We start from the raw sequence: 20744 nt of genomic DNA on the forward strand, positions 1-20744 counted from the left end.
CCCGGGGACGAAACAGTCCGGCGGCCACCGCTGTGCGGGGCCGCCGGACTTCTTTTGGGACTCGGCCGAGGCTCGGGATCAGCTGCCCCGGACCGCCCCCACCTTCGACTGGACGGTGAGGCCGCCGGCCCCGCCGTCGACGTCGATCTCCGGTACATCCACCAGCACGGTGTCGCCGTCGCTGATTGCGCCTGCGAGCAGGCCGCGGGCCAGCTTGTCTCCGATCTCGCGCTGGACCAGCCGCCGCAGCGGCCGGGCGCCGTAAGCGGGATCGAAGCCGGTCAGTGCCAGCCATTCGCGGGCCGCGTCCGTGACCTCGAGGGTCAACCGGCGTTCGGCCAGCCGCGCAGCCAGCGACGCCACCTGCAGATCCACGATCCGGGACAGTTCTTCGATGCTCAGCGGGTCGAAGACGATCACGTCATCGAGCCGGTTCAGGAACTCCGGTTTGAAGCTGGCGTTCACCACGTTCAGGACTGCTTCGCGCTTCTTGTCCGCGTCCATCGTCTGGTCCACGAGGAACTGCGAGCCGAGGTTGGAGGTCAGCACCAGGATGACATTGCGGAAGTCCACGGTGCGGCCCTGCCCGTCGGTGAGGCGTCCGTCGTCGAGCACCTGCAGGAGGATGTCGAAGGCCTCGGGATGGGCTTTCTCCACCTCGTCCAGCAGCACCACGGAGTACGGGCGGCGGCGGACGGCCTCGGTCAGCTGGCCGCCTTCTTCGTAGCCCACGTAGCCCGGAGGGGCACCGACCAGGCGCGAAACGGAATGCTTTTCCGAATACTCGCTCATGTCGATCCGGACCATGGCCCGTTCGTCGTCGAACAGGAAGTCCGCCAGCGCCTTGGCCAGCTCGGTCTTGCCCACGCCGGTGGGGCCCAGGAAGAGGAACGAGCCGGTTGGCCGGTCCGGGTCGCTTATGCCCGCCCGGGCGCGCCGTACCGCGTCGGAAACCGAGGCAACGGCCTTGGACTGGCCGACCAGCCGCGAGCCGATGAACTCCTCCATCTGCAGCAGCTTCTGGCTTTCGCCCTGCAGCATGCGGCCGGCGGGGATGCCGGTCCACGCGGATATCACCTCGGCAATGTCGTCGGCGGTCACCTCCTCGGAGACCATCTGGTCCCGGCCGGCGCCGCCCTGCTCCTCGGCCGCCTGCGCCTGGGCCAGCTCCTTTTCCAGCGTCGGGATCTCCCCGTAGAGGATCCGGGAGGCCTCGGCCAGGTCGCCCTCGCGCTGGGACTTGTCCGCCTGCGAGCGCAGCTCGTCAAGTTTGGCCTTCAGGTCGCCCACCTTGTTCAACCCGGCCTTCTCCGCCTCCCACCGGGTGTCCAGGGCCGCCAGCTGCTCCTTCTTGTCCGCCATGTCGGCCCGCAGCGCCTCGAGCCGTTCCCGGGAGGCTGCGTCCGTCTCGTTGGCCAACGCCAGTTCTTCCATCGTGAGACGGTCGACGGCGCGGCGCAGCTGGTCGATCTCCTCGGGCGCCGAGTCGATCTCCATCCGCAGCCGGGAGGCGGCCTCGTCCACCAGGTCGATGGCCTTGTCCGGCAACTGCCGGCCGGAGATGTAGCGGTTGGACAGCGTCGCGGCCGCCACCAGGGCGGAGTCCCCGATCGACACCTTATGGTGCGCCTCGTAGCGCTCCTTGAGCCCGCGCAGGATGCCGATGGTGTCCTCGACGCTCGGCTCCCCCACGTAGACCTGCTGGAAGCGCCGCTCCAGCGCCGGATCCTTCTCGATGTTCTCGCGGTATTCGTCCAGCGTGGTGGCGCCAATCAGCCGCAACTCGCCGCGGGCCAGCATCGGCTTGAGCATGTTGCCGGCATCCATCGACCCTTCGGAGGCCCCCGCGCCCACGACGGTGTGCAACTCGTCGATGAAGGTGACGATCTGCCCGTCCGAGTTCTTGATCTCTTCCAGCACGGCCTTCAGTCGTTCCTCGAACTCGCCCCGGTACTTGGCGCCGGCCACCATGGCCGCGAGGTCCAGCGACATCAGCGTCTTGCCGCGCAGCGATTCAGGCACATCGCCGGCCACCATCCGCTGGGCCAGGCCCTCCACCACGGCGGTCTTGCCGACCCCGGGTTCGCCGATCAGCACGGGGTTGTTTTTGGTGCGGCGCGAGAGCACCTGGACCACGCGGCGGATTTCCGCATCCCGGCCGATCACCGGATCAAGCTTCCCGGAACGTGCGATGGCGGTCAGGTCGGTGCCGAACTTCTCCAGCGCCTGAAACGTGTTCTCCGGATCGGCGCTGGTGACCTTCCGGTCGCCGCGCACGCCCGGCAGGGCGGCGAGAAGCGCCTCATGGGAGGCACCGGCGCCGCGCAATATCTTCCCGACGGCGGCGCTGTCCGCCGCGAGGCCCAGCAGCAAATGCTCGGTGGAGACGTAGGAATCTCCCAGCTTCTCCGCCTCCTGTTGCGCGGCCTGCACCGCTTGGAGCAGTCCCCGGGAGTACTGCGCCTGTGCCACGGAGGAGCCCGATGACGCCGGCAGCGCCTTGATCGCGGTGCTCGCCTGGACACTCACCGAGTCCGGATCGGCCCCGGCGGACTTCAGCACGGCAACGGCCACGCCGTCGCGCTGGTCCATCAGGGCCTTGAGCAGGTGGGCGGGCTCGATCTGCGGATTGCCCGCCGTCGAGGCGTTCATGGCCGCAGCCGACAGCGCTTCCTGGCTCTTGGTGGTGAATTTAGCGTCCAACTCTTGTCTCCGTTCACTTCGGAATGGTTCTGGCCAGCGCCTCAGTGCTGGCCTAAAAGCTAAGTTGAGTCTACTTCACTCAACTTTGGAAGTAAAGTTATCCACAGGTTGCGGAGCCTGCTTGCCCACGACCCATCTTGTCGCTCCGGCGGCCTGCCCGGAAGGGCGTCCGGCGAATAGGCTGTATCGGGGACGTGCAGGAAGCAGGACGGAGGTGGCCACGACGGAAACCATGTTGGAGACTGCCCGGCTGCTGCTGAACCAGCCGACGCCGGAGGACATCGGCGCCATGTTCAGGATCCTCTCCGACCGGCGCACCACGCGGTTCAATCCTTCCGACGCGCTCATCTGGAACGAGGAAGCCGAGGGCCTTTTCCAGCGCTGGGAAGCGCAGTGGGAGGACCACGGCGTTGGCTACTTCGCCGTCCGCCTGCCCGGCCGCGAAGACGCCATCGGCTTCGCCGGCGTCAAGCACGTGGCGCTGTCCGGCCGCCCCGTGCTCAGTCTCTACTACCGTTTCGACCCCGCCGTGTGGCACCGCGGTTACGGGCGCGAGGCGGTGACCGCCGTCGTCGCCCATGCCAACGAGTTTTTGGAACTGCCGCCGATCCTGGCGCTGGTCCATCCGGCCAACACCGCGTCCCTGCGCATCGTCACCTCGCTGGGCTTCGAACGGAACGAGGCCGCGGCGGTCAGCGGCGCGGACGGCTACCAGGACGCTTATGTGCTGAACTGGGACCGGCAGCTTTAACATCCGGTCAAGGAGTCCCAGTGGAAATCATTCGCGCAGCCGCGCTCAAGGAACAGCGGTGGCGGAACGGCGGCGGCGTGACCAGGGAACTGGCGGCCGGTGACGCCGGCGCGGACGGGTTCCCCGGCTGGCGGTTGAGCCTGGCGGACATCACCTCGGACGGCAGCTTCTCCGAATATCCGGGCGTGGACCGGATATTCACCGTCGTGGACGGCGACGTCGCCTTCCTGACCGTGGACGGCAGCCAGCACCGGATGGAACGCTACCGCCCCTTCCGCTTCGACGGCGGGAGCAGCACGGACTGCAGCCTGCCGACGGGACCGTGCCGCGCGCTGAACGTCATGACCCGCCGCGGGGCCTGGGGCGCCGGCCTGCTGATCGTCGAGCTGTCCAAAAAACAGCCGCTGCAGCTGGCCGACGGACAGTTCCTGGTGCTGCTCCAGGGCCAGGCACAGGCGACGGCGGAGGGCACGGCCCAGCCACTGGATACCTACGACACGGTGGTCGGTGCAGGGACGACCGAGGTCAGCGGGCGCGGCTTCGCGGCACTGGTGTCGGTATACCCGGCCGGGGATTGAGGGCGGCGGATTATCCGGGCGCGCCGGCTGCTTACGGCGCGGCGGTGTCCTCGACCTTGACGGCGGAGACCTCGAACTCCAGCATCACGCGGTCCGACACCAGCATGCCGCCCGAGTCCAGTGCCGTGTTCCATTTGACGCCGAACTCCTGCCGGTCGATGCGCCGGGAGCCTTCAAAGCCGGCCCGGAGCTGCCCGCCCGGGTCCCGCTCCACGCCGACAAAGTCAATCGGAACCGCGACCTGCTTGGTGATGCTGCGGATGGTCAGGTCGCCGTTCACGATGAAGTTTGCGCTTTCCACCTGATCGATGCGGGTGCTGACGAACGTGATCTCCGGGTAGTTGGGCGCATCGAAAAAGTCATTGGTGCGCAAATGCTCGTCGCGTTGCGGGCTGCGGGTATCGATGCTGGCGACCTTGATCGTGACCTTGACCGACGAATTAGCCGGGTTATCCACGTCGGCCTGGATGATGCCTTCCACGTCGTTGAACGCACCCCGGACTTTGGTCACCATGGCATGGCGGGTCGAAAATCCAATCCGCGTATGCGCCGGATCGAACCGCCACTCGCCGGATAGATCAGGAGATAGTTCGGACATGGCAGCGCTCCTCCTCTGGCACAGGCACTGCCCTCCCCAAAAGCCAGATGGATGCGCCTGGCCGACCCCTTCAGCCGCATGCGGCTCGTGTGGTAATTCCAGCACATAATGGGACGCATTGCACCACATCGGCGCGTGAATTTCGGGGCTGCTCCAGCGGCCCGTAGCGGCCCCCGGCGGGCGGAATGCGCACCCTATCCCCGCCGGTCAGGGATCAATAAACTGAAACCATGACCGCCGCGAACGAGCTGCCTTCATCGACGACACAGCTGCCTGTGGCCGATTGCTGGAAATTGTTCCGCAGCGCTGACTTCGGCCGGCTCGGAGTCGTCGTCGAGTCCCACCCGGAGATCTTTCCGGTCAATTACGTAGTGGACCACGGCAGCATCGTGTTCCGCTCGGCCCCGGGCACCAAGCTCGATGCCGCCCTTGCAGGCGAAGTGGTTCTGGAGGTGGACGGCTTCGATCCGACCACGGGCGTCGCCTGGAGCGCAGTGGCGCGCGGCAGCGCCCAGCGGATGGACACCATTGAGGAAGTCCTGGAATCGGCCATGCTGCCGCTGTTCCCGTGGCAGTCGGGCGAAAAGAACAACTTCGTCCGCATCGTTCCCACTGTGGTCACCGGACGGCGTTTTGTGGTGCCGGCTTCAGCCCGCCGCATTCCGGGGCTCAGCGACAGCCGCCGCCTGCAGATCGAGTAGCCCGCCCTCGGGACCGGCCGGCCAACAACGTCGGCCGGTCAACATCCTCCGGTCAGCGCCACGTAATGGCGCCCGGCTGATAGCCGGGAACATACCCCGGGAACGCGCGGTCGGTGGACACGATCTCCTTGCCCAGCGGCGTCAGGGACACCGGAATCATCTTGAGGTTCGCGATCGCCAGCGGAATGCCGATGATGGTGATGGCCTGCGCCACCGCTGTCAGCACATGCCCGATCGCGATCCAGATGCCGGCGACCAGCAACCAGATGATGTTCCCCACGGTGGACATGAAGTAGGTGCGCCCGCCGCGGTCCACCACCATGCGGCCGAACGGCCACAACGCGTAGCCCGCGATCCGGAACGAGGCGATGCCAAAGGGGATCGTCACGATCAGCAGGCAGCAGACGATGCCGGCCAGAAAGTAGCCCAGCGCCAGCCAAATGCCGCCAAACAGGAGCCAGATAACGTTCAGAAGTGCCTTCATCCCACCATTCTCGCCAGTGACATGGTCGGACGCCATACGGGATGCCCCTGAGCGTCCCCCTAATGCGTTGTTGTTTGGGCGGAACCCGTGGATCTCGCGGACAGGGGAAGGATCGCGGCAACCAGCACTACAGAACCTTTCCCTCTGGGAAAACAAAAGGCCGCAGGGCGGCCCCTCCGTACGAAGGGACCGCCCTGCGGCGTTCGGCTGTGTGCGCCGGGCCTAGTTTGTCCGGCGCTTTTCCTGCGAAGCCGGTGCCGTGGCGCGGCGCGGGCCACGGCGGGCCGGACGCTCGGCCGCCGGAGTCTCCGACCTGAAGACCGGCCGGGTGCCGGCCGCGGAGCGCTGACCGCCGGCGGCGCGCTGTGCGCCGCCCGACCGGGCCGGGGCGCCGGAACGTGCCGGCCCCGAGCCGCTGCGGCCGCCTGCTGCGGTGCCCGACTGGCCGCGGCGTGCGGCGGAATCAGAACCTGCGGCGCTGCGATGGCTGCCGTGGCTGCGGGCGGCAACGTCCCGGCCGGCCTGGCCGCGGCTTTCGCCGCGGGCCGGCTGGCGCTGGCCGTTCTCCGGGCCGCCGGCGCGGGCGGCGCCGGAGGCCTGGCGGGCCTCACCGGAACGGGCTTCACCGGAACGGGTCCGGCCGCCGCGGCCGCCGGACCGCATGGCCCGCTTGCGCTGGGCGTTGGCGCCGGTCGAGGTGCCGCCGCCGCGCTGCGGCAGGTTCGCTGCCTGCTGCTGGGCCCGCAACTGCGGATCCACGGGTGCGGCAACCTCGCCCACGAGGTGCGCCAGCAGCTCCGAGGAAGCCGTGACGCTTTCGAAGGCTACGTCCACCCCGGCGGCCTTCATCAGCTTGCCGACTTCCAGCCGCTGTTCCGGCAGCGCCAGGGTCACGACGGTGCCGTCGGAACCGGCGCGGGCGGTACGGCCGGAACGGTGCAGATACGCCTTGTGCTCGGTGGGCGGATCCACGTGGATCACCAGTTCCACGTCGTCCACGTGCACGCCGCGGGCGGCCACGTCCGTGGCGACCAGCACGCGCACATGGCCGGAGGAGAACTCTGCGAGGTTGCGGTCGCGGGCGTTCTGCGACAGGTTGCCGTGCAGGTCCACCGCCGGGATGCCGGCGTCGGTGAGGGCCTTGGCCAGCTTGCGGGCGTGGTGCTTGGTGCGCGTGAACAGCACGCGGCGCCCGGCACCGGCGGCGAGCCGGTTGAGCACCTGCTTCTTTTCGGAGGCATCGCGGGTCACCAGCACGTGGTGTTCCATGGTGGTGACCGCGGCCTGCGGGTCGTCCACGGAGTGGGTCAGGGGGCTGGACAGGTAACGCTGCACGAGCTTGTCCACGCCGTTGTCCAGGGTCGCGGAGAACAGCATGCGCTGGCCGCCGGCCGGCGTAGTGTCCAGCAGCTTCTTCACCACGGGCAGGAAGCCCAAGTCGGCCATGTGGTCGGCCTCGTCCAGGACGGTGATTTCCACCGATTCCAGCGTGATGATCTTCTGCTTCATCAGGTCTTCGAGCCGGCCCGGGCAGGCAATCACAATGTCGACGCCGGCGCGCAGCGCCTTTTCCTGGCGCTGCTGCGAGACGCCGCCGTAGATCACCGTGGTGTTCAGGCCCAGCTCGGCCGCCAGCGGCTCAATGGTGTTGTTGAGCTGGGTGGCCAGCTCGCGGGTCGGAGCCAGAACCAGGCCCAGCGGGCGTCCGGGTTTGCGGAAATGGGCGGCTTCGCGCTCGGCGAGCCTGGCCACCAGCGGCAGCGCGAACGCCAGCGTCTTGCCGGAGCCGGTGCGGCCGCGGCCCAGCACATCCCGGCCCGCCAGCGTATCGGGCAGGGTCTCGGTCTGGATGGGGAACGGAGCTTCAATGCCATCGGCAGCGAGCTTCGAAGCAAGGGACTTGGGCACGCCAAGGGCAACAAAAGTAGTCATAAGAAAGTGCGAATGTCTTCCGGTCAGTGTCCCCGCGGCAGGTTAGCCCAGGGTCGCCGAAGAAAAATCAGACAGTGCCAACCGCCCGGATCTGCCCGGTCACGTCGTTAGACGGATAGCGGCGGTGCAATTGAAAGCGTTCATCGACGCAGGGAAACGCGTCAAACTGCGCCTCCGAGTAGTTCAAGTCTAGCAGCACGTGCGGGCCGCCCGCGCACGGGCGATACTCTGGTGGGGATGACCAGCGACTCCCCCACCCCTGATGTTCCCGTGCACGACGACGGCGCGCGCCTCACGCAGCCCACCCACCTCGCCCGTCCGGTCAGCTTTGTACGACGCGGCTCACGGCTGCAGGGCCGCCGCCAGCAAGCCTGGGACGAATACGGCCCGAAGTTCGCCGTGGACCTCCCCCGGCACGGCGGCGACACCACCGTGGACCCGGCCTTTGTCTTTGATGCGGCGGCAGCTTTCGGACGCGAGGCACCCCTGGTCGTGGAGATCGGCTCCGGCCTGGGCGAGGCCGTCTGCCATGCCGCGGAGCAGCACCCGGAGTGGAACTTCCTGGCCCTGGAGGTCTACCGGCCTGGGCTGGCGCAGACCCTGCTGCGGATTGGACAGCACGGCCTGTCCAACGTGCGTGTGGCGCAGGTCAACGCCCCGGACGCCCTCGCGACCATGCTGCCCGAGTCCTCGGTGGCCGAACTCTGGGTGTTCTTTCCCGACCCGTGGCACAAGACCCGTCACCACAAGCGCCGGCTCGTGCAGGAGAGCTTCGCGGGCCTTGCCGCCCGCGTCCTGCAGCCGGGCGGGATCTGGCGGCTGGCCACCGACTGGTCCGACTACGCGATCCAGATGCGCCGGGTCGCGGATGCCTCGCCGGACTTCCGCAACCTGCATGCCGGCGAGCGTACCGGCAAGGACAGCCCATTGACCCAGGTCTGGGAAAGCGGCGTGGAAGGCGTGGTGGGCGGCGCCCCGGTGCGCGAAGGCAAGATCCCGGTCAGTACCGGCAATGCCAGCACCGGTGAAGGCATGGACGAGCTCGGCGGCTGGGCGCCCCGCTTCGACGGCCGGACCATGACCAGCTTCGAGCAGAAGGCCCACGACGCCGGCCGGATGATCTTCGACCTCGCCTACCGCCGGAACTGATCCGCAGGGGCCTGGTTGCGGGCCTGCTCCTGCTCAGTCCGTAGCCACGGCCGCCAGCGTTGCGTCCGCCCCGCTGCGCAGTTCCACCTGGACGATCTCGTCGGTGTCCATGGCGCAGGCTGCGGTGAGCGTGGCGCGGCCCGCCGGCGTCGCCTGCCAGGAAGCCACCTGGTAGGTGTAGCCGGTATCTCCGGTCACCCACAGGGTGAGCAGGCCGTCCCGCGGCAGCTGCTCCCCCGCTACCTGCATCTCGGTGCCCCAGGCCTTGTGCACCAGTGCCAGCTCCAGTTGCAGGCCGCCGTCGGCAGTCATCACATAACTCTCCGTCGCCGGCGGCTGCTGCTGCTGGGTCAGCAACGGCCCGATGGCCGCCCCGGCGACCAGGCAGACACCCGCCACGGCGGCCACCAACCCGACCCACCGCCGTCGTTCCTTCCGCCGCCGGTTGGCCAGTTCATCCACCAGTTCCCGGGTGCGTTCCTCGACTTCATGCTGCGGCGGCGCCGCCAGCTCCAACGCTGCGTCGCGCGGCAGCGCGTCCAGCAGGTCGGGCAGCGATTCCAGCTCGTCGGCTTCCCTGCGGCACGCGGGGCAGGAGGCCAGGTGTTCTTCGAAGTCCGCCCGTTCGCGGCGGTCCAGCCCGCCCAAGACGTAGAGGCCGAGCAGTTGGTGCTGTTCCTCGTTGGTGTTCACGGCTGCCCCACCCCCATCTCGTCCAGTACGGCCCGCAGGGCCTTGGCCGCGTAGAACGCCCGCGACTTCACCGTGCCCAGCGGAATGCCCAGCGACCGGGCGGCTTCGGACGAGGTGAGCCGCTGGTAGTGCAGGGCAAGGATGATGTTGCGGTGGTCGGGGCTGATGCGTGCCAGGGCTTCCTCCATGACCACACGGAGCAGGAGCCGCTCCAGCTGGTCTTCTTCGACGGCCGGCTCGTCCTCGCCCAGTCCGGTCTCTCCCGGCCGCCGGGTGCGGCGCCGGTAGCCGTCGATAATCACGTGCCGGGCGGTTTGGTACAGGTAGCCGCGCATGTTGTCGGTTTCCGGGCCGCGCTTCCACACCCGCAGGATCGTCTCCTGCACCACGTCCTCCACCTGGTCCGCATCGGAGGTCGCGGCGCGCACGAACCGGCGCAGCGCCGTGGCATGGTCGCGGTAGAGGCGGGCCACGGCCTCGTCGTCCAATGCCACGGCCGCCTCCTCCCTGCCGGCAACCCCGGCCGCCTCACCGGCGGTCGGAACGTCCCCGCGCGGCTTCCTACCGGGTACGACGACGGCGGCGGCGTTCCGGTTCATCCTGCCCACGGGATTCCCTCGCCCAACGTTGAACCATTGTGGGCGCGGCCGGCGTCTTTGCCAATAGCGGGCCGCGCCCCGCGGCACCGCGCTCCGGGCAGCGCCCGGGAGACGGCAAAGGAAGCCCCATGAAAATCACACAGACAGCCGCGACAGCCCTGCTGGGCGCTGCCATGCTGGGCCTCGCCGGTTGCGGAGGCGGTTCGGGCACGGAAACGCCCGCCGGCCCGGAGGCACCGCCGGCAGTCGAGACGCCGACGGCCGGCGCCCCCGGAATGACCACGCCGGCGGCCCCGGAGACAGACGGCCCGGAGACAGGCGGCGCGCAAGCATCCGGAGCTGCCTCCACCTTGACCACGGCCGATTCCGACCTGGGCGAAATCGTGGTGGACGGCGAAGGCATGACTGTTTACTACTTCACCAAGGACGTCCCGGACTCCGGCGAAAGCGCCTGCACGGGCGACTGCCTGGCCGCGTGGCCACCCGTACTGGCCGAGGAAGAGCCGGAACTCGACGGGGTCACCGCCGAGGTGGGCCTCATTGACACCCCCGACGGGCAGCAGCAGGTGACACTGAACGGCATGCCCATCTACTACTGGGCCCAGGACAAGGCCCCGGGAGACACCACCGGCCAGGGCGTTAACGACGTCTGGTACGTGGTCGCCCCGGACGGCGAAATGATCAAGTAGCTCCACGCCGCCATCCTGCCCGCAGCCGCCTGCTTGGGGCCGGCAGCTGCGGGCGTTCGATCACAGGCGCAGGCCGAACGGATCAGCGCTGCGGACGCCAGGCCATCAGCGCTGCGGACGCCAGACCATCAGCGCCTGGCTGCGCGGACGCGGACGCTGGCCGCGGGCTAGCGTCACCACGTCCCCGGCCAGGCCCGCGGCGAACACCCGGCTGGAGTCGGTGCCCCGGCGCTGCCTGGCCATCAGCTCCTCGGAGAGGTCCCGGACCTGGGCCTTGAGGGCGGCGACCTCGTTTTCCAGCTGGAGGATGCGCTTGATGCCTTCCAGCGAGACGCCTTCCTGGGAGAGACGCTGAACCTCGCGCAGGGTGTTCACGTCCTTCTGCGAATAGCGGCGCTGCCTGCCCCGCTGGCGCGACGGAGAGACCAGGCCGAGACGGTCATACTGGCGCAGGGTCTGCGGGTGCATGTCCGCCAGTTCGGCCGCAACCGAAATCACGAAGATCGGCGCATTCATATCGATGCTCATGGTGCTCTCCCTCCTGCGCTTCGCGCGTTTCCCGTCCGGCCAGTCCCGGCCGGTTGCAACTTCCGCCCGCTACAACCTGGCCTTGGCGGCAAGATTCCCGCGCGGGTCGGACCCGGCAGTCGCCGCCGCGAAGGCGTTGACTGCTTCTTGGGCCTCTTTCCCAAGGTTCTGCGGGACCACCACGTCGATGGTCACGAGCAAATCGCCGGTGTTCTTCGAGGTCTTCACCCCGCGTCCCTTCACGCGGAGCGTCCGGCCGGAGGGTGTTCCTGCCGGCACCTTGACCTTGACGAATTCACCACTCAGGGTCGGCACGTCGATCTGCGCGCCCAGCGCGGCCTCCGGGAACGTGACCGGGACGTGGATCCGGATGTTGTCGCCGTCGCGCTGGAAGAACGGGTGGGGCTTGACGTTGACGGTCACCATCAGGTCGCCCGCGCCGGCGGGGCCGGGCTGGCCCTTGCCGCGGACGCGGACCTTCTGGCCGTCTTTGATCCCGGCCGGGATCCGCACGTCGATCACCTCGCCGCTGGGTTCGCGCAACCCGATGGTGGTGCCGTTAATGGAACCGGCGAAGGAAATGCTGGTGGTCGCGGTGCGGTCGGCGCCCCTGCGCGGCGGCTGCTGCTGCTGCGGGAAACCGCCGAAGCCGCCGAACAGATCGGCGAACTCCGGCGGCACGGTGCCCCCGGAGCCGGCACGGGTGCGGGTGCCTTGGCCGAACAGGTTGCCGAAGATGTCCTCGAAGCCGCCTGCGCCCGGCCCGCCGGCGCTGCCGGGTCCCCCGGCGCTGAAGCGCGCGCCGCTGCCCATGGCGCGGATCGCGTCGTACTGCTCGCGCTCCCCCGGGTCCGAGAGGACCGAGTAGGCCTCGGAGATGTCCTTGAACTTCTTTTCCGAACCTTCGTCCCCCCGGTTGGTATCCGGATGGTGGGTCCGCGCGAGCTTGCGGTACGCCTTCTTGATGTCCGCATCGGATGCGTCCTTGGAGACACCGAGGATCTTGTAGAAGTCCTTCTCGACCCAGTCCTGGCTAGCCATGCAGGCGCCTCCTTTCAGTTGTCACAAAGTCTATGGGCACGGGAGCCCCGGACGGTGACGGGTTGGCCTCCGACGGTCCGGAGGCCAACCCGTCATCTGCGGCTGGGCGCCGGGGCGCCCCCTGCCGGTGTCATTCCGCCGGTACGGCTACCACTACCTGGGCCGCGCGCAGCACGCGGTCACCGGCCCTGTAGCCCAGGCGCAGGACCTGGCTGACGGTGTCCATTTCCACCTCGGCGTCAGGCTGCTGCATCAAGGCCTCGTGGATGTTCGGGTCGAATTCGACGCCGGTCTCCTCGATGCGGGTCAGGCCATAGGTCTTGAGCACGCCGTCCAGCTTGGTGGCAATAGCCGCGAACGGGCCGTCCGCGAGATCGCCGTGCTGGCGCGCGGCGTCGATGTCGTCCAGGACGGGCAGCAGCGAGTTCAGCACGCCGATGACGGCCATCTCGCCGGCCACCGCGCGGTCGCGTTCCACCCGCTTGCGGTAGTTCACGTACTCCGCCTGCAGCCGGAGCAGATCGTTCTTCAGCTCCTCGGCTTCCTGCGACGTGGTCCCTTGGGCAACAGATTCCCCCGCGGGGACCTCGGCCCCGTTCAGGATCTGCTCCGCCTGGGCCAGCGCGTCGGCGTCGGCGCCCTGGCCGGCCGCGGAGGTTGCCCCCGCAGCCGCGCCGGCGTCCCCGGTTGCTCCCGCGGCGCCGCGGACCTGTCCGGTTTCCGGATCGATCTTGCGGTTGTCGCGGAAGTTCACCGGCTCTGTCTGGTGTTCTTCTTCGTTACCCTTTTCGGCCATGGTTACTTCTTCTCGTCTTCGTCGACCACTTCGGCGTCCACGATGTCCTCGTCGGCCGCGCCGGAGCCGGCCTCGGAGGAACCGTCACCGGCGGCTGCACCGTCGCCGGCCGCGCCGGAGGCCTGCGCCTGCGAGTAGATGGCCTCGCCCAGCTTGGTCTGGGATGCCTGCAGCTTCTCGAACGCGGCCTTGACCTCGTCGTCGTTGTCCTGCTTCTCCAGTGCGGATTTCAGGGCGTCGACGTCGGACTTGACCTCGGTCTTGACCTCTTCGGGCAGCTTGTCGTCGTTGTCGGCGAGCAGCTTGTCCACGGAGTAGGCCAGCTGCTCGGCCGAGTTGCGAACATCGGCGGCCTCGCGGCGCTTCTTGTCCTCGGCGGCGTGCTCTTCGGCCTCCCGCACCATGCGGTCGATGTCATCCTTGGACAGCGCGGTGCCGCCCGTGATGGTCATCGACTGCTCGGCGCCGGTGCCCTTGTCCTTGGCGGAGACGTGCACAATGCCGTTGGCGTCGATGTCGAAGGTGACCTCGACCTGCGGCACGCCGCGCGGCGCCGGCGCGATGCCGGTCAGCTCGAAGGTGCCCAGCGGCTTGTTGTCGCGGGTGAACTCGCGCTCGCCCTGGAAGACCTGGATGGCCACCGACGGCTGGTTGTCATCGGCGGTGGTGAAGGTCTCGGACCGCTTGGTCGGGATCGCGGTGTTGCGCTCGATCAGCTTGGTCATCACGCCGCCCTTGGTCTCGATGCCCAGCGACAGCGGGGTGACGTCGATCAGCAGGACGTCCTTGCGCTCGCCCTTCAGGACGCCGGCCTGCAGGGCAGCGCCCACGGCCACGACCTCGTCCGGGTTCACGCCCTTGTTCGGCTCCTTGCCGCCGGCCATTTCCTTGACCAGTTCGACGACGGCGGGCATCCGGGTGGAACCGCCGACCAGCACGATGTGGTCGATGTCGGAGACCTTGATGCCGGCTTCGGTGATCACGTCGTGGAACGGCTTCTTGGTGCGCTCGAGCAGGTCCGCGGTCAGTTCCTGGAACTTGGCCCGGCTGAGGTGCTCGTCCAGGTGCACCGGTCCCTCCGGCGTGACGGAGAGGTACTGCAGGGAGATGTTGGTGGAGGAAGCCGAGGACAGTTCCTTCTTGGCCTGCTCGGCCGCTTCCTTCAGGCGCTGCAGGGCGATCTTGTCCTTGGACAGGTCGGCGCCCTTGGACTTGGCCTGCTTCAGCAGGAAGTCGACCACCCGCTGGTCCCAGTCGTCGCCGCCCAGGCGGTTGTCGCCGGAGGTGGCGCGGACCTGGATGGTGGAGAAGTCGTCCTCGTCCTTGCCCACTTCCAGCAGGGACACGTCGAAGGTGCCGCCGCCGAGGTCGAAGACCAGGATCAGTTCGTCTTCCTTGCCCTTGTCCAGGCCGTAGGCCAGCGCGGCTGCGGTCGGCTCGTTGACGATGCGCAGCACGTTCAGGCCCGCAATTTCGCCGGCTTCCTTGGTGGACTGGCGCTCGGCGTCGTTGAAGTAGGCCGGAACGGTGATGACCGCGTCGGTGACCTTCTCGCCCAGGTAGGACTCGGCGTCGTGCTTGAGCTTCTGCAGGATGCGGGCGGAGATTTCCTGCGCGGTGTAGTTCTTCCCGTCGATCTCGGTCTTCCAGTCGGTGCCCATGTGGCGCTTGACCGAGGCGATGGTGCGCTCGATGTTGTTGACGGCCTGGCGCTTGGCGATCTCACCGACCAGCACCTCACCGGACTTGGAGAATGCGACGACGGACGGCGTGGTGCGGCCACCCTCGGCGTTGGCGATGACGGTGGGTTCGCCACCCTCCAGAACAGAAACAACGGAGTTGGTGGTTCCGAGGTCGATACCTACTGCACGAGACATACGCGTGTCCTTCCTTTGCGGCCGCTTTCGCGGCCTCGATTACTGTGGCAGCCCATCATTCGGGCGTACCCGGGCGGCGCCGCTGCGGGCGGCGACCGATGTGAGCCTTCTGCACTCAAGTTTACTCGGACGACGGCCATTGTCAATCAAGTTGAGCGCACCGGACTCAAGTTTGGCTGGATGGGTAGCGGGACCCGCGGCGGGCGGCAGCGGCAGGGCGGTTGTTTGGCGGCCATCATCGCCGCCACCGAAGCCGCCTGTTCCGAGGTCACCGCGGCCGACAAGCGGCCGACAAATAGCGCAACATTCCGGCACGGCAGCTACGTGGCCGCGGGGGCGCGGAGTAGTCTCCCACTATGAAGGACGAGGTCTACTCACACGGACACCACAAGAGCGTGGTCAAGGCCCATGCGATCCGGACGGCCGAGGACTGCGCGGCGTACCTGCTGCCGGAGCTCAAGCCCGGGATGATGCTGCTGGACGTGGGCTGCGGCCCGGGCAGCATCACCGTGGATCTGGCAGAACGGGTGGCCCCGGGACAGGTGACCGGATTGGACCGGTCCGACGACGTCCTGACCCAGGCGGCCGAACTCGCCGCCCTGCGCGGGATCGAGAACGCAACCTTCGTCGCCGGCAACATCTACGACCTCGAGTTCGACGACGACACCTTCGACGTGGTGCACGCCCACCAGGTCCTCCAGCACCTGACCGACCCGGTCGCCGCGCTCTACGAGATGCGGCGTGTGGTCAAGCCCGGCGGCATCGTGGCCGTCCGGGACGCCGACTTCCACGGCATGAGCTGGTACCCGGAACTGCCCGAACTCGACGACTGGATGGACACCTACCAGCAGCTCGCCCGCGGCAACCGCGCGGAACCGGATGCCGGCCGCCACCTCATCTCCTGGGCGCAGGCGGCAGGCTTCCACGACATCACTCCGTCGTCGTCCAACTGGCTGTACGCCACCGAGGAGCAGCGCCGCTGGCAGGGCGACGTATGGTCCGAGCGGGTCCTGCACTCCGGCTACGCCGAACAGTCGCTGGAGCGGGGACTGATCGACCGGGCCGGGCTGGAACGCATTGCCCGCGGCTGGCTGACGTGGGCCGCCGCCCCGGATGCGTGGTTCCTGATCCCCAACGGCGAGATCCTGGCCCGCAAACCCTGATCCCCGCCGGCGGGACGGAAGGACTGACATGCCCGAGCACTACGACGTGATCATCGCCGGCGGCGGCCACAACGGCCTCGTGGCGGCCGCCTACCTTGCGCGCGCGGGGCGCCGGGTGCTCGTGCTCGAACGCGAGGACCAGGTCGGCGGAGCCGCGGTTTCGGCAGAAGTCTTTCCCGGCACCGGGGCCCGCATCTCGCGCTATTCGTACCTGGTCAGCCTGCTGCCGCGGCGCATCATCGAGGATCTGCAGCTGGACCTGCGGCTGCTGCGCCGGCGCTTCTCGTCCTACACCCCCCTGCCCGGGGCCGCGACGGGCCTGCTGGTGGACAACCAGGACCCGGACGCCACCCGCTCGTCCTTCGCCGCGGTGGGCGCGGCAACCGACTTCGAGCCCTTCACCGGGTTCTATCAGCGCACCAACCGGCTGGCCCGGGCCCTCTGGCCCTCGGTCACCGAACCGCTGCTGCGCCGCTCCGAGGTGCGCAGCCGGGTCGGCGACGACGAGGCCTGGCACGACTTCATCGACCGGCCGATCGGCGAGGTGGTCGAGCGCAGTTTCGGCTCGGACCTGGTCCGCGGGGTGGTGCTCACCGACGCCCTGATCAGCACCTTTGCCGGCGCCCACGACGCCTCGCTGCAGCAGAACAAATGCTTCCTGTACCACGTGATCGGCGGCGGTACCGGTGACTGGGACGTGCCCGAGGGCGGCATGGGTGCAGTCACCGCGGCGCTGGAAAAGGCGGCCCGCAGCGCCGGCGCGGAGCTGCGGACCCGGGCGCGGGTCACCTCCGTCTCCCCCGAGGGCGAGGTGAGGTACGACGACGGCGGTGCGGGCGGCGTCGTCGTCTCGGCGGAACGGGTACTCGCCAACGTCTCCCCCGCCGTGCTCAACGGGCTGCTGGCCGCCGGCGGCGCCGGCCCGGCCACCCGGCCGGACGCGGCTCCGGAAGGCGCGCAGGCGAAGGTGAACCTGCTGCTGTCCCGGCTGCCGAAGCTGCGGGAGGGCTCGGTGGCGCCGGAGGCGGCCTTCGGCGGCACCTTCCATATCAACGAGTTGTACTCCCAGCTGGAAGCGGCCGCTGCCGAAGCGGCCGCGGGCCGGGTGCCGGATCCGCTGCCCGCCGAAATCTACTGCCACTCCCTGACCGACCCGTCCATCCTCTCGCCCGAACTGCAGGCGGCCGGAGCCCACACGCTCACCGTGTTCACGCTGCAGACCCCGCACCGGCTGATCACCGAGGAGAACAACGACGCGATGCGGCAGCGGCTCCAGGACGCCGTGCTCGCCTCGCTCAATTCCGTGCTCGCCGAGCCGATCGAGGACTGCATCCTGCGCGATCAACGCGGCGAGCCGTGCATCGAAACCAAGACCACCCTGGACCTCCAGCAGGCGTTGAACATGACCGGCGGCAGCATCTTCCACGGCCCCCTGGACTGGCCGTTCGCCGAAGACGACGAACCGCTCGACACGCCGGCCCGGCGCTGGGGCGTGGCCACGGCGCACGAGCGGATCCTGCTGTGCGGGGCCGGCGCGCGGCGCGGCGGCGGAGTCAGCGGCCTGGGCGGCCACAACGCGGCCATGGCCGTGCTCGAGGCCCGCTGACCGGAAGCGGCCGGGCCGCACCGTAGGATCATCTGGTGCAAATCTCGTTATGGCTGGCGCTGCTCGGCGCCACCGTGGTCATCAGCTTCACCCCCGGCGCCGGTGCCATCAACACCATGAGCAACTCGCTCAATGCCGGCTTCCGCCGCTCCATCTGGGGAATCCTGGGCCAGCAGGCCGCCCTGGTCGTCCACGTGGTGATCGTGGCGCTGGGCCTGGGCTTGCTGGTCTCCAATTCGCCGATGCTGTTCGCCGCCATCAAGTACGCGGGTGCGGCGTACCTGATCTACCTGGGCCTGCGCCAGTTCTTTGCCAAGCCGACGGGCGGCGCGGAAATCGAAGAGTCGCGCCGCAACGAGCCCGCCTTCTCCATGTTCCGGCGCGGTCTCTGGGTCAACCTGCTCAACCCGAAGGCGATCGTCTTCTTCCTGGCGTTCATGCCCGGCTTCATCCGGCTGGACCAGCCCCAACTGCCGCAGTACTTGATCCTGATCGCCACCGTGGTGGTGGTGGACATCCTGGTGATGTGGTTCTTCTTCGCCGCCGCGGCCCGGTCCTTCCAGCGCTTCACCCGGACAGTGCGCGGGCTGATGTTGATGAACCGGGTCTTCGGCACCTTGTTCATCGCCGTCGGCCTCATGCTGGCGTTCCTGTAGCCGGGTTCTCATAGACTCGAAGACATGTATCGCAACATCGCAGTCAGCGCCGGCAGCCCCTGCCGCCGCGATACGGTCCGGGGGCATTCCCCGGGCCGGGCCGCTACCGCGTCCGGCTGCGGGGAAACCCGTGCGCACTAAGCCCGTCCTGATCGCCGTCGACGGGCGCTCGGGGGCAGGCAAGACAACGCTGGCGGTGGAACTGGCGGCGATGCTGCGGGTCCATCGCACGGTATCGCTGTTCCATCTGGAGGACATCTACCCGGGCTGGCACGGCTTGGCCGGCGGGCAGCAGCGGTACTTGGAGACCGTGCTGCGGCCCCTGGCCGCCGGGGATACCGCGCTCTGGACCGCTTGGGACTGGGACAAGGACGACGACGGCGCCTCCCGCACCACGGAGCCGGCCGACGTGGTGGTGTTCGAGGGCGTCGGTGCCGCCCATGCCGCCGCCCGCGGGCTCCTCGACGCCGTGATATGGCTGCAGGCGCCCTCCGCCGACCGGCGCACACGCGCCCTGTCCCGGGACGGCGCTACGTATGAACCTTTCTGGGACGTCTGGGCCGACCAGGAAGAGGCCTGGCTGGCCGCCGACGACGTCGCGGCGGCGGCGGACGTCGTCGTCGAATCCGGTCCCTCCGGCACCGATCCCCGGCAGGTGCTCCGAGCGCTGGCCTCGGTACCGGCCCTCGAACACGCCCTGGCCCCGGAGCGGGCGGCCCGCGAGGGCGTCCGCCTGGTCGCCGAACGCCTGGCCGCTTACCCGGACGCCGAAGGCATCTACCGGCGCCTGTACGCCGGCTCCGGCCGCAGCGTCTGGCTGGATAGCTCCAACACCCACGAATCCGCTGACCGAAACCGGATCAGCATCCTGGCCGACGACGGCGGCGGCTTCGGCGCCTGGGCGGAACACCGCAACGGCACCACCGTGGTTGGCCAGGGCAACGCCACGGCCCGGATCCGTGGCGGCTTCTTCCGCTGGCTGGACACCGTGTGGGGACGCCGCATCGTCACCCTGCCGGACGAGGTCCCCGGGAGCTTCGCCCTGGGCTGGATGGGCTACCTGGGATACGAGCTCAAGCGCGAGACCGGGGGCGCGGACACTGGCGCCGCGGCACCGGACGGCGCGCCGGATGCCGCGCTGCTGTTCGCCGGCCGCGCCATCGTGCTGGACCACGAGCGGCGGTGCACCTGGCTGCTCGCCCTTGCCGGCCCTTCCGCGGGGGACGGCGCCGCCGACTGGATCGCGGCGACCGCAGCGGTGATCCGCGGCCTGCCGGCAGCCGCCGGCCCTACCCCGGATCCGGTTGCGCGTCCAACGGCCTTGGGCTTCCGGTCCCGCGACACGCGCGAAGCCTACCTGGCCAAGATTCGGGAGGCGCAGGCTGAGATCGCCGAGGGCAACACCTACGAGGTCTGCCTGACCACCTTGCTGCACGCGACTGCGGCGGAACAGCTGGATCCGCTGGACACCTACCTGACCCTCCGCAGCCGCAATCCCGCGCCCTTCGCCAGCCTCCTGCGGTTCGGGCGGCTCACGGTGGCCAGCACGTCGCCCGAGCGTTTCCTGGGCCTCGATGCCGGCGGCCGGCTGCGGGCCGAACCGATCAAGGGCACGCGGCGCCGTCTTGCGGATCCCGACGCCGATGCCGCCGTCGTCGAGGAGCTCGCCGGCAGCGCGAAGGACCGCGCTGAGAACATCATGATCGTGGACCTGCTGCGGAACGACCTGAGCCACTTTGCCGTGCCGGGCTCGCTGCAGGTCAGCAGGCTGTGCGCCATCGAGTCCTACGCGACGGTGCACCAGATGGTGTCCACGATCGACGCGCAGCTGTTGCCCGGGGCGGTGCGGGCCGAAGCCGTGGCGGCGGCGTTTCCCGCCGGGTCGATGACGGGCGCACCGAAGATCAGCACCATGGACATCCTGGACCGGCTGGAGACCGGACCGCGCGGCGTCTACTCCGGTTCCGTGGGCTACTTTTCGCTGGACGGGGCGGCGGACCTGTCCGTGGTGATTCGCACCCTCGTGATGGACGGCAACCGGTTGAGCCTGGGGGTTGGCGGCGCGATCACGGCGGACTCGGTTCCCGAGGACGAATGGGACGAGGTCCGGGCCAAGGCCTACGGGGTGCTTTCCGCGCTCGGGGCAGCGTTCCCGGAGTAGCGCATAACTGTGCCGGTAGACGTGGACGGCTCGTGGAGC

At 68.8% G+C, this 20744-nt stretch carries 19 protein-coding genes; 9 read left to right on the plus strand and 10 right to left on the minus strand.

Annotated features, from left to right (window positions below; translation table 11 throughout):
- Positions 1–78: 78 nt before the first annotated feature.
- Positions 79–2703, minus strand: coding sequence for an ATP-dependent chaperone ClpB (clpB, locus tag AC5RVD_RS00875; RefSeq protein ID WP_494125652.1), 2625 nt, complete (start codon positions 2701–2703; stop codon positions 79–81).
- A gap of 214 nt (positions 2704–2917) precedes the next feature.
- On the opposite strand from clpB, the gene AC5RVD_RS00880 reads away from it, so the two are divergent.
- Both AC5RVD_RS00880 and AC5RVD_RS00885 read left to right on the plus strand, forming a co-directional pair.
- Positions 2918–3454: a GNAT family N-acetyltransferase gene (locus tag AC5RVD_RS00880; protein ID WP_494125653.1), complete on the plus strand. Its 537-nt coding sequence runs from the start codon at positions 2918–2920 to the stop codon at positions 3452–3454.
- Positions 3455–3474: 20 nt separating this feature from the next.
- The gene (locus AC5RVD_RS00885; RefSeq protein WP_494125654.1) at positions 3475–4032 is read left to right on the plus strand and encodes a HutD/Ves family protein; all 558 of its coding nucleotides are present in this window, start codon (positions 3475–3477) and stop codon (positions 4030–4032) included.
- A 31-nt stretch (positions 4033–4063) separates the two neighbouring features.
- On the opposite strand, the gene AC5RVD_RS00890 is transcribed toward AC5RVD_RS00885, so the two are convergent.
- On the minus strand, positions 4064–4630 hold the full coding sequence (locus AC5RVD_RS00890; RefSeq protein WP_494125655.1) for a YceI family protein: 567 nt from the start codon (positions 4628–4630) through the stop codon (positions 4064–4066).
- 230 nt (positions 4631–4860) lie between these two features.
- Between AC5RVD_RS00890 and AC5RVD_RS00895 the strand changes: the two genes are divergently transcribed.
- Positions 4861–5331: a pyridoxamine 5'-phosphate oxidase family protein gene (locus AC5RVD_RS00895; RefSeq protein WP_494121114.1), complete on the plus strand. Its 471-nt coding sequence runs from the start codon at positions 4861–4863 to the stop codon at positions 5329–5331.
- 52 nt (positions 5332–5383) lie between these two features.
- Here the strand turns inward: AC5RVD_RS00895 and AC5RVD_RS00900 are convergent, their stop codons facing one another.
- The gene (locus AC5RVD_RS00900; protein WP_494113670.1) at positions 5384–5815 is read right to left on the minus strand and encodes a YccF domain-containing protein; all 432 of its coding nucleotides are present in this window, start codon (positions 5813–5815) and stop codon (positions 5384–5386) included.
- Between the two features lie 222 nt (positions 5816–6037).
- A complete protein-coding gene (locus AC5RVD_RS00905) occupies positions 6038–7747 on the minus strand; it encodes a DEAD/DEAH box helicase (protein WP_494125656.1) in 1710 nt (569 codons plus the stop codon).
- A gap of 237 nt (positions 7748–7984) precedes the next feature.
- On the opposite strand from AC5RVD_RS00905, the gene trmB reads away from it, so the two are divergent.
- Complete coding sequence (gene trmB / locus AC5RVD_RS00910; protein ID WP_494121116.1) at positions 7985–8896, plus strand: tRNA (guanosine(46)-N7)-methyltransferase TrmB; 912 nt, start codon at positions 7985–7987, stop codon at positions 8894–8896.
- Positions 8897–8929: 33 nt separating this feature from the next.
- Here trmB and AC5RVD_RS00915 read toward each other — a convergent pair whose 3' ends face one another.
- Positions 8930–9589 (minus strand): zf-HC2 domain-containing protein, encoded by a 660-nt coding sequence (locus AC5RVD_RS00915; protein ID WP_494125657.1) that lies wholly within the window; start codon positions 9587–9589, stop codon positions 8930–8932.
- The gene (locus AC5RVD_RS00920; RefSeq protein WP_494121118.1) at positions 9586–10083 is read right to left on the minus strand and encodes a sigma-70 family RNA polymerase sigma factor; all 498 of its coding nucleotides are present in this window, start codon (positions 10081–10083) and stop codon (positions 9586–9588) included. Before AC5RVD_RS00920 ends, AC5RVD_RS00915 begins: the two co-directional genes overlap by 4 nt.
- Before the next feature lie 233 nt (positions 10084–10316).
- Between AC5RVD_RS00920 and AC5RVD_RS00925 the strand changes: the two genes are divergently transcribed.
- Positions 10317–10877, plus strand: coding sequence for a COG4315 family predicted lipoprotein (locus AC5RVD_RS00925; RefSeq protein WP_494113834.1), 561 nt, complete (start codon positions 10317–10319; stop codon positions 10875–10877).
- Between the two features lie 105 nt (positions 10878–10982).
- Here the strand turns inward: AC5RVD_RS00925 and AC5RVD_RS00930 are convergent, their stop codons facing one another.
- The 4 genes from AC5RVD_RS00930 to dnaK all read right to left on the minus strand — a co-directional run bounded on the left by AC5RVD_RS00930 (position 10983) and on the right by dnaK (position 15119).
- Positions 10983–11405: a heat shock protein transcriptional repressor HspR gene (locus AC5RVD_RS00930; protein ID WP_493978112.1), complete on the minus strand. Its 423-nt coding sequence runs from the start codon at positions 11403–11405 to the stop codon at positions 10983–10985.
- Positions 11406–11474: 69 nt separating this feature from the next.
- Positions 11475–12446: a DnaJ C-terminal domain-containing protein gene (locus tag AC5RVD_RS00935; protein ID WP_494113833.1), complete on the minus strand. Its 972-nt coding sequence runs from the start codon at positions 12444–12446 to the stop codon at positions 11475–11477.
- A gap of 130 nt (positions 12447–12576) precedes the next feature.
- Positions 12577–13242: a nucleotide exchange factor GrpE gene (locus AC5RVD_RS00940; protein WP_494125658.1), complete on the minus strand. Its 666-nt coding sequence runs from the start codon at positions 13240–13242 to the stop codon at positions 12577–12579.
- Positions 13243–13244: 2 nt separating this feature from the next.
- The gene (dnaK, locus tag AC5RVD_RS00945; RefSeq protein ID WP_494113831.1) at positions 13245–15119 is read right to left on the minus strand and encodes a molecular chaperone DnaK; all 1875 of its coding nucleotides are present in this window, start codon (positions 15117–15119) and stop codon (positions 13245–13247) included.
- 356 nt (positions 15120–15475) lie between these two features.
- Here dnaK and AC5RVD_RS00950 point away from each other — a divergent pair, with 356 nt between their 5' ends.
- From AC5RVD_RS00950 to pabB, 4 genes are all read left to right on the plus strand, one after another.
- Positions 15476–16282: a class I SAM-dependent methyltransferase gene (locus tag AC5RVD_RS00950; RefSeq protein ID WP_494113830.1), complete on the plus strand. Its 807-nt coding sequence runs from the start codon at positions 15476–15478 to the stop codon at positions 16280–16282.
- Positions 16283–16310: 28 nt separating this feature from the next.
- Positions 16311–17888 carry a phytoene desaturase family protein gene (locus AC5RVD_RS00955; RefSeq protein WP_494125659.1) on the plus strand — a complete coding sequence of 526 codons (1578 nt, stop codon included), beginning with the start codon at positions 16311–16313 and terminating at the stop codon, positions 17886–17888.
- A gap of 35 nt (positions 17889–17923) precedes the next feature.
- A complete protein-coding gene (locus AC5RVD_RS00960) occupies positions 17924–18544 on the plus strand; it encodes a LysE family transporter (RefSeq protein ID WP_494112858.1) in 621 nt (206 codons plus the stop codon).
- A 130-nt stretch (positions 18545–18674) separates the two neighbouring features.
- On the plus strand, positions 18675–20705 hold the full coding sequence (gene pabB / locus AC5RVD_RS00965; protein ID WP_494125660.1) for an aminodeoxychorismate synthase component I: 2031 nt from the start codon (positions 18675–18677) through the stop codon (positions 20703–20705).
- Positions 20706–20744: the final 39 nt, after the last annotated feature.

This window comes from Arthrobacter sp. THG-b23 (assembly GCF_059091265.1).

Coding starts and splice junctions, on each gene's coding strand:
- AC5RVD_RS00890 (WP_494125655.1), bottom strand. CDS start 4,630: ATGTCCGAACTATCTCCTGATCTATCCGGCGAGTGGCGGTTCGATCCG.
- AC5RVD_RS00895 (WP_494121114.1), top strand. CDS start 4,861: ATGACCGCCGCGAACGAGCTGCCTTCATCGACGACACAGCTGCCTGTG.
- AC5RVD_RS00900 (WP_494113670.1), bottom strand. CDS start 5,815: ATGAAGGCACTTCTGAACGTTATCTGGCTCCTGTTTGGCGGCATTTGG.
- AC5RVD_RS00905 (WP_494125656.1), bottom strand. CDS start 7,747: ATGACTACTTTTGTTGCCCTTGGCGTGCCCAAGTCCCTTGCTTCGAAG.
- trmB (WP_494121116.1), top strand. CDS start 7,985: ATGACCAGCGACTCCCCCACCCCTGATGTTCCCGTGCACGACGACGGC.
- AC5RVD_RS00925 (WP_494113834.1), top strand. CDS start 10,317: ATGAAAATCACACAGACAGCCGCGACAGCCCTGCTGGGCGCTGCCATG.
- AC5RVD_RS00930 (WP_493978112.1), bottom strand. CDS start 11,405: ATGAGCATCGATATGAATGCGCCGATCTTCGTGATTTCGGTTGCGGCC.
- AC5RVD_RS00935 (WP_494113833.1), bottom strand. CDS start 12,446: ATGGCTAGCCAGGACTGGGTCGAGAAGGACTTCTACAAGATCCTCGGT.
- AC5RVD_RS00940 (WP_494125658.1), bottom strand. CDS start 13,242: ATGGCCGAAAAGGGTAACGAAGAAGAACACCAGACAGAGCCGGTGAAC.
- dnaK (WP_494113831.1), bottom strand. CDS start 15,119: ATGTCTCGTGCAGTAGGTATCGACCTCGGAACCACCAACTCCGTTGTT.
- AC5RVD_RS00950 (WP_494113830.1), top strand. CDS start 15,476: ATGAAGGACGAGGTCTACTCACACGGACACCACAAGAGCGTGGTCAAG.
- AC5RVD_RS00955 (WP_494125659.1), top strand. CDS start 16,311: ATGCCCGAGCACTACGACGTGATCATCGCCGGCGGCGGCCACAACGGC.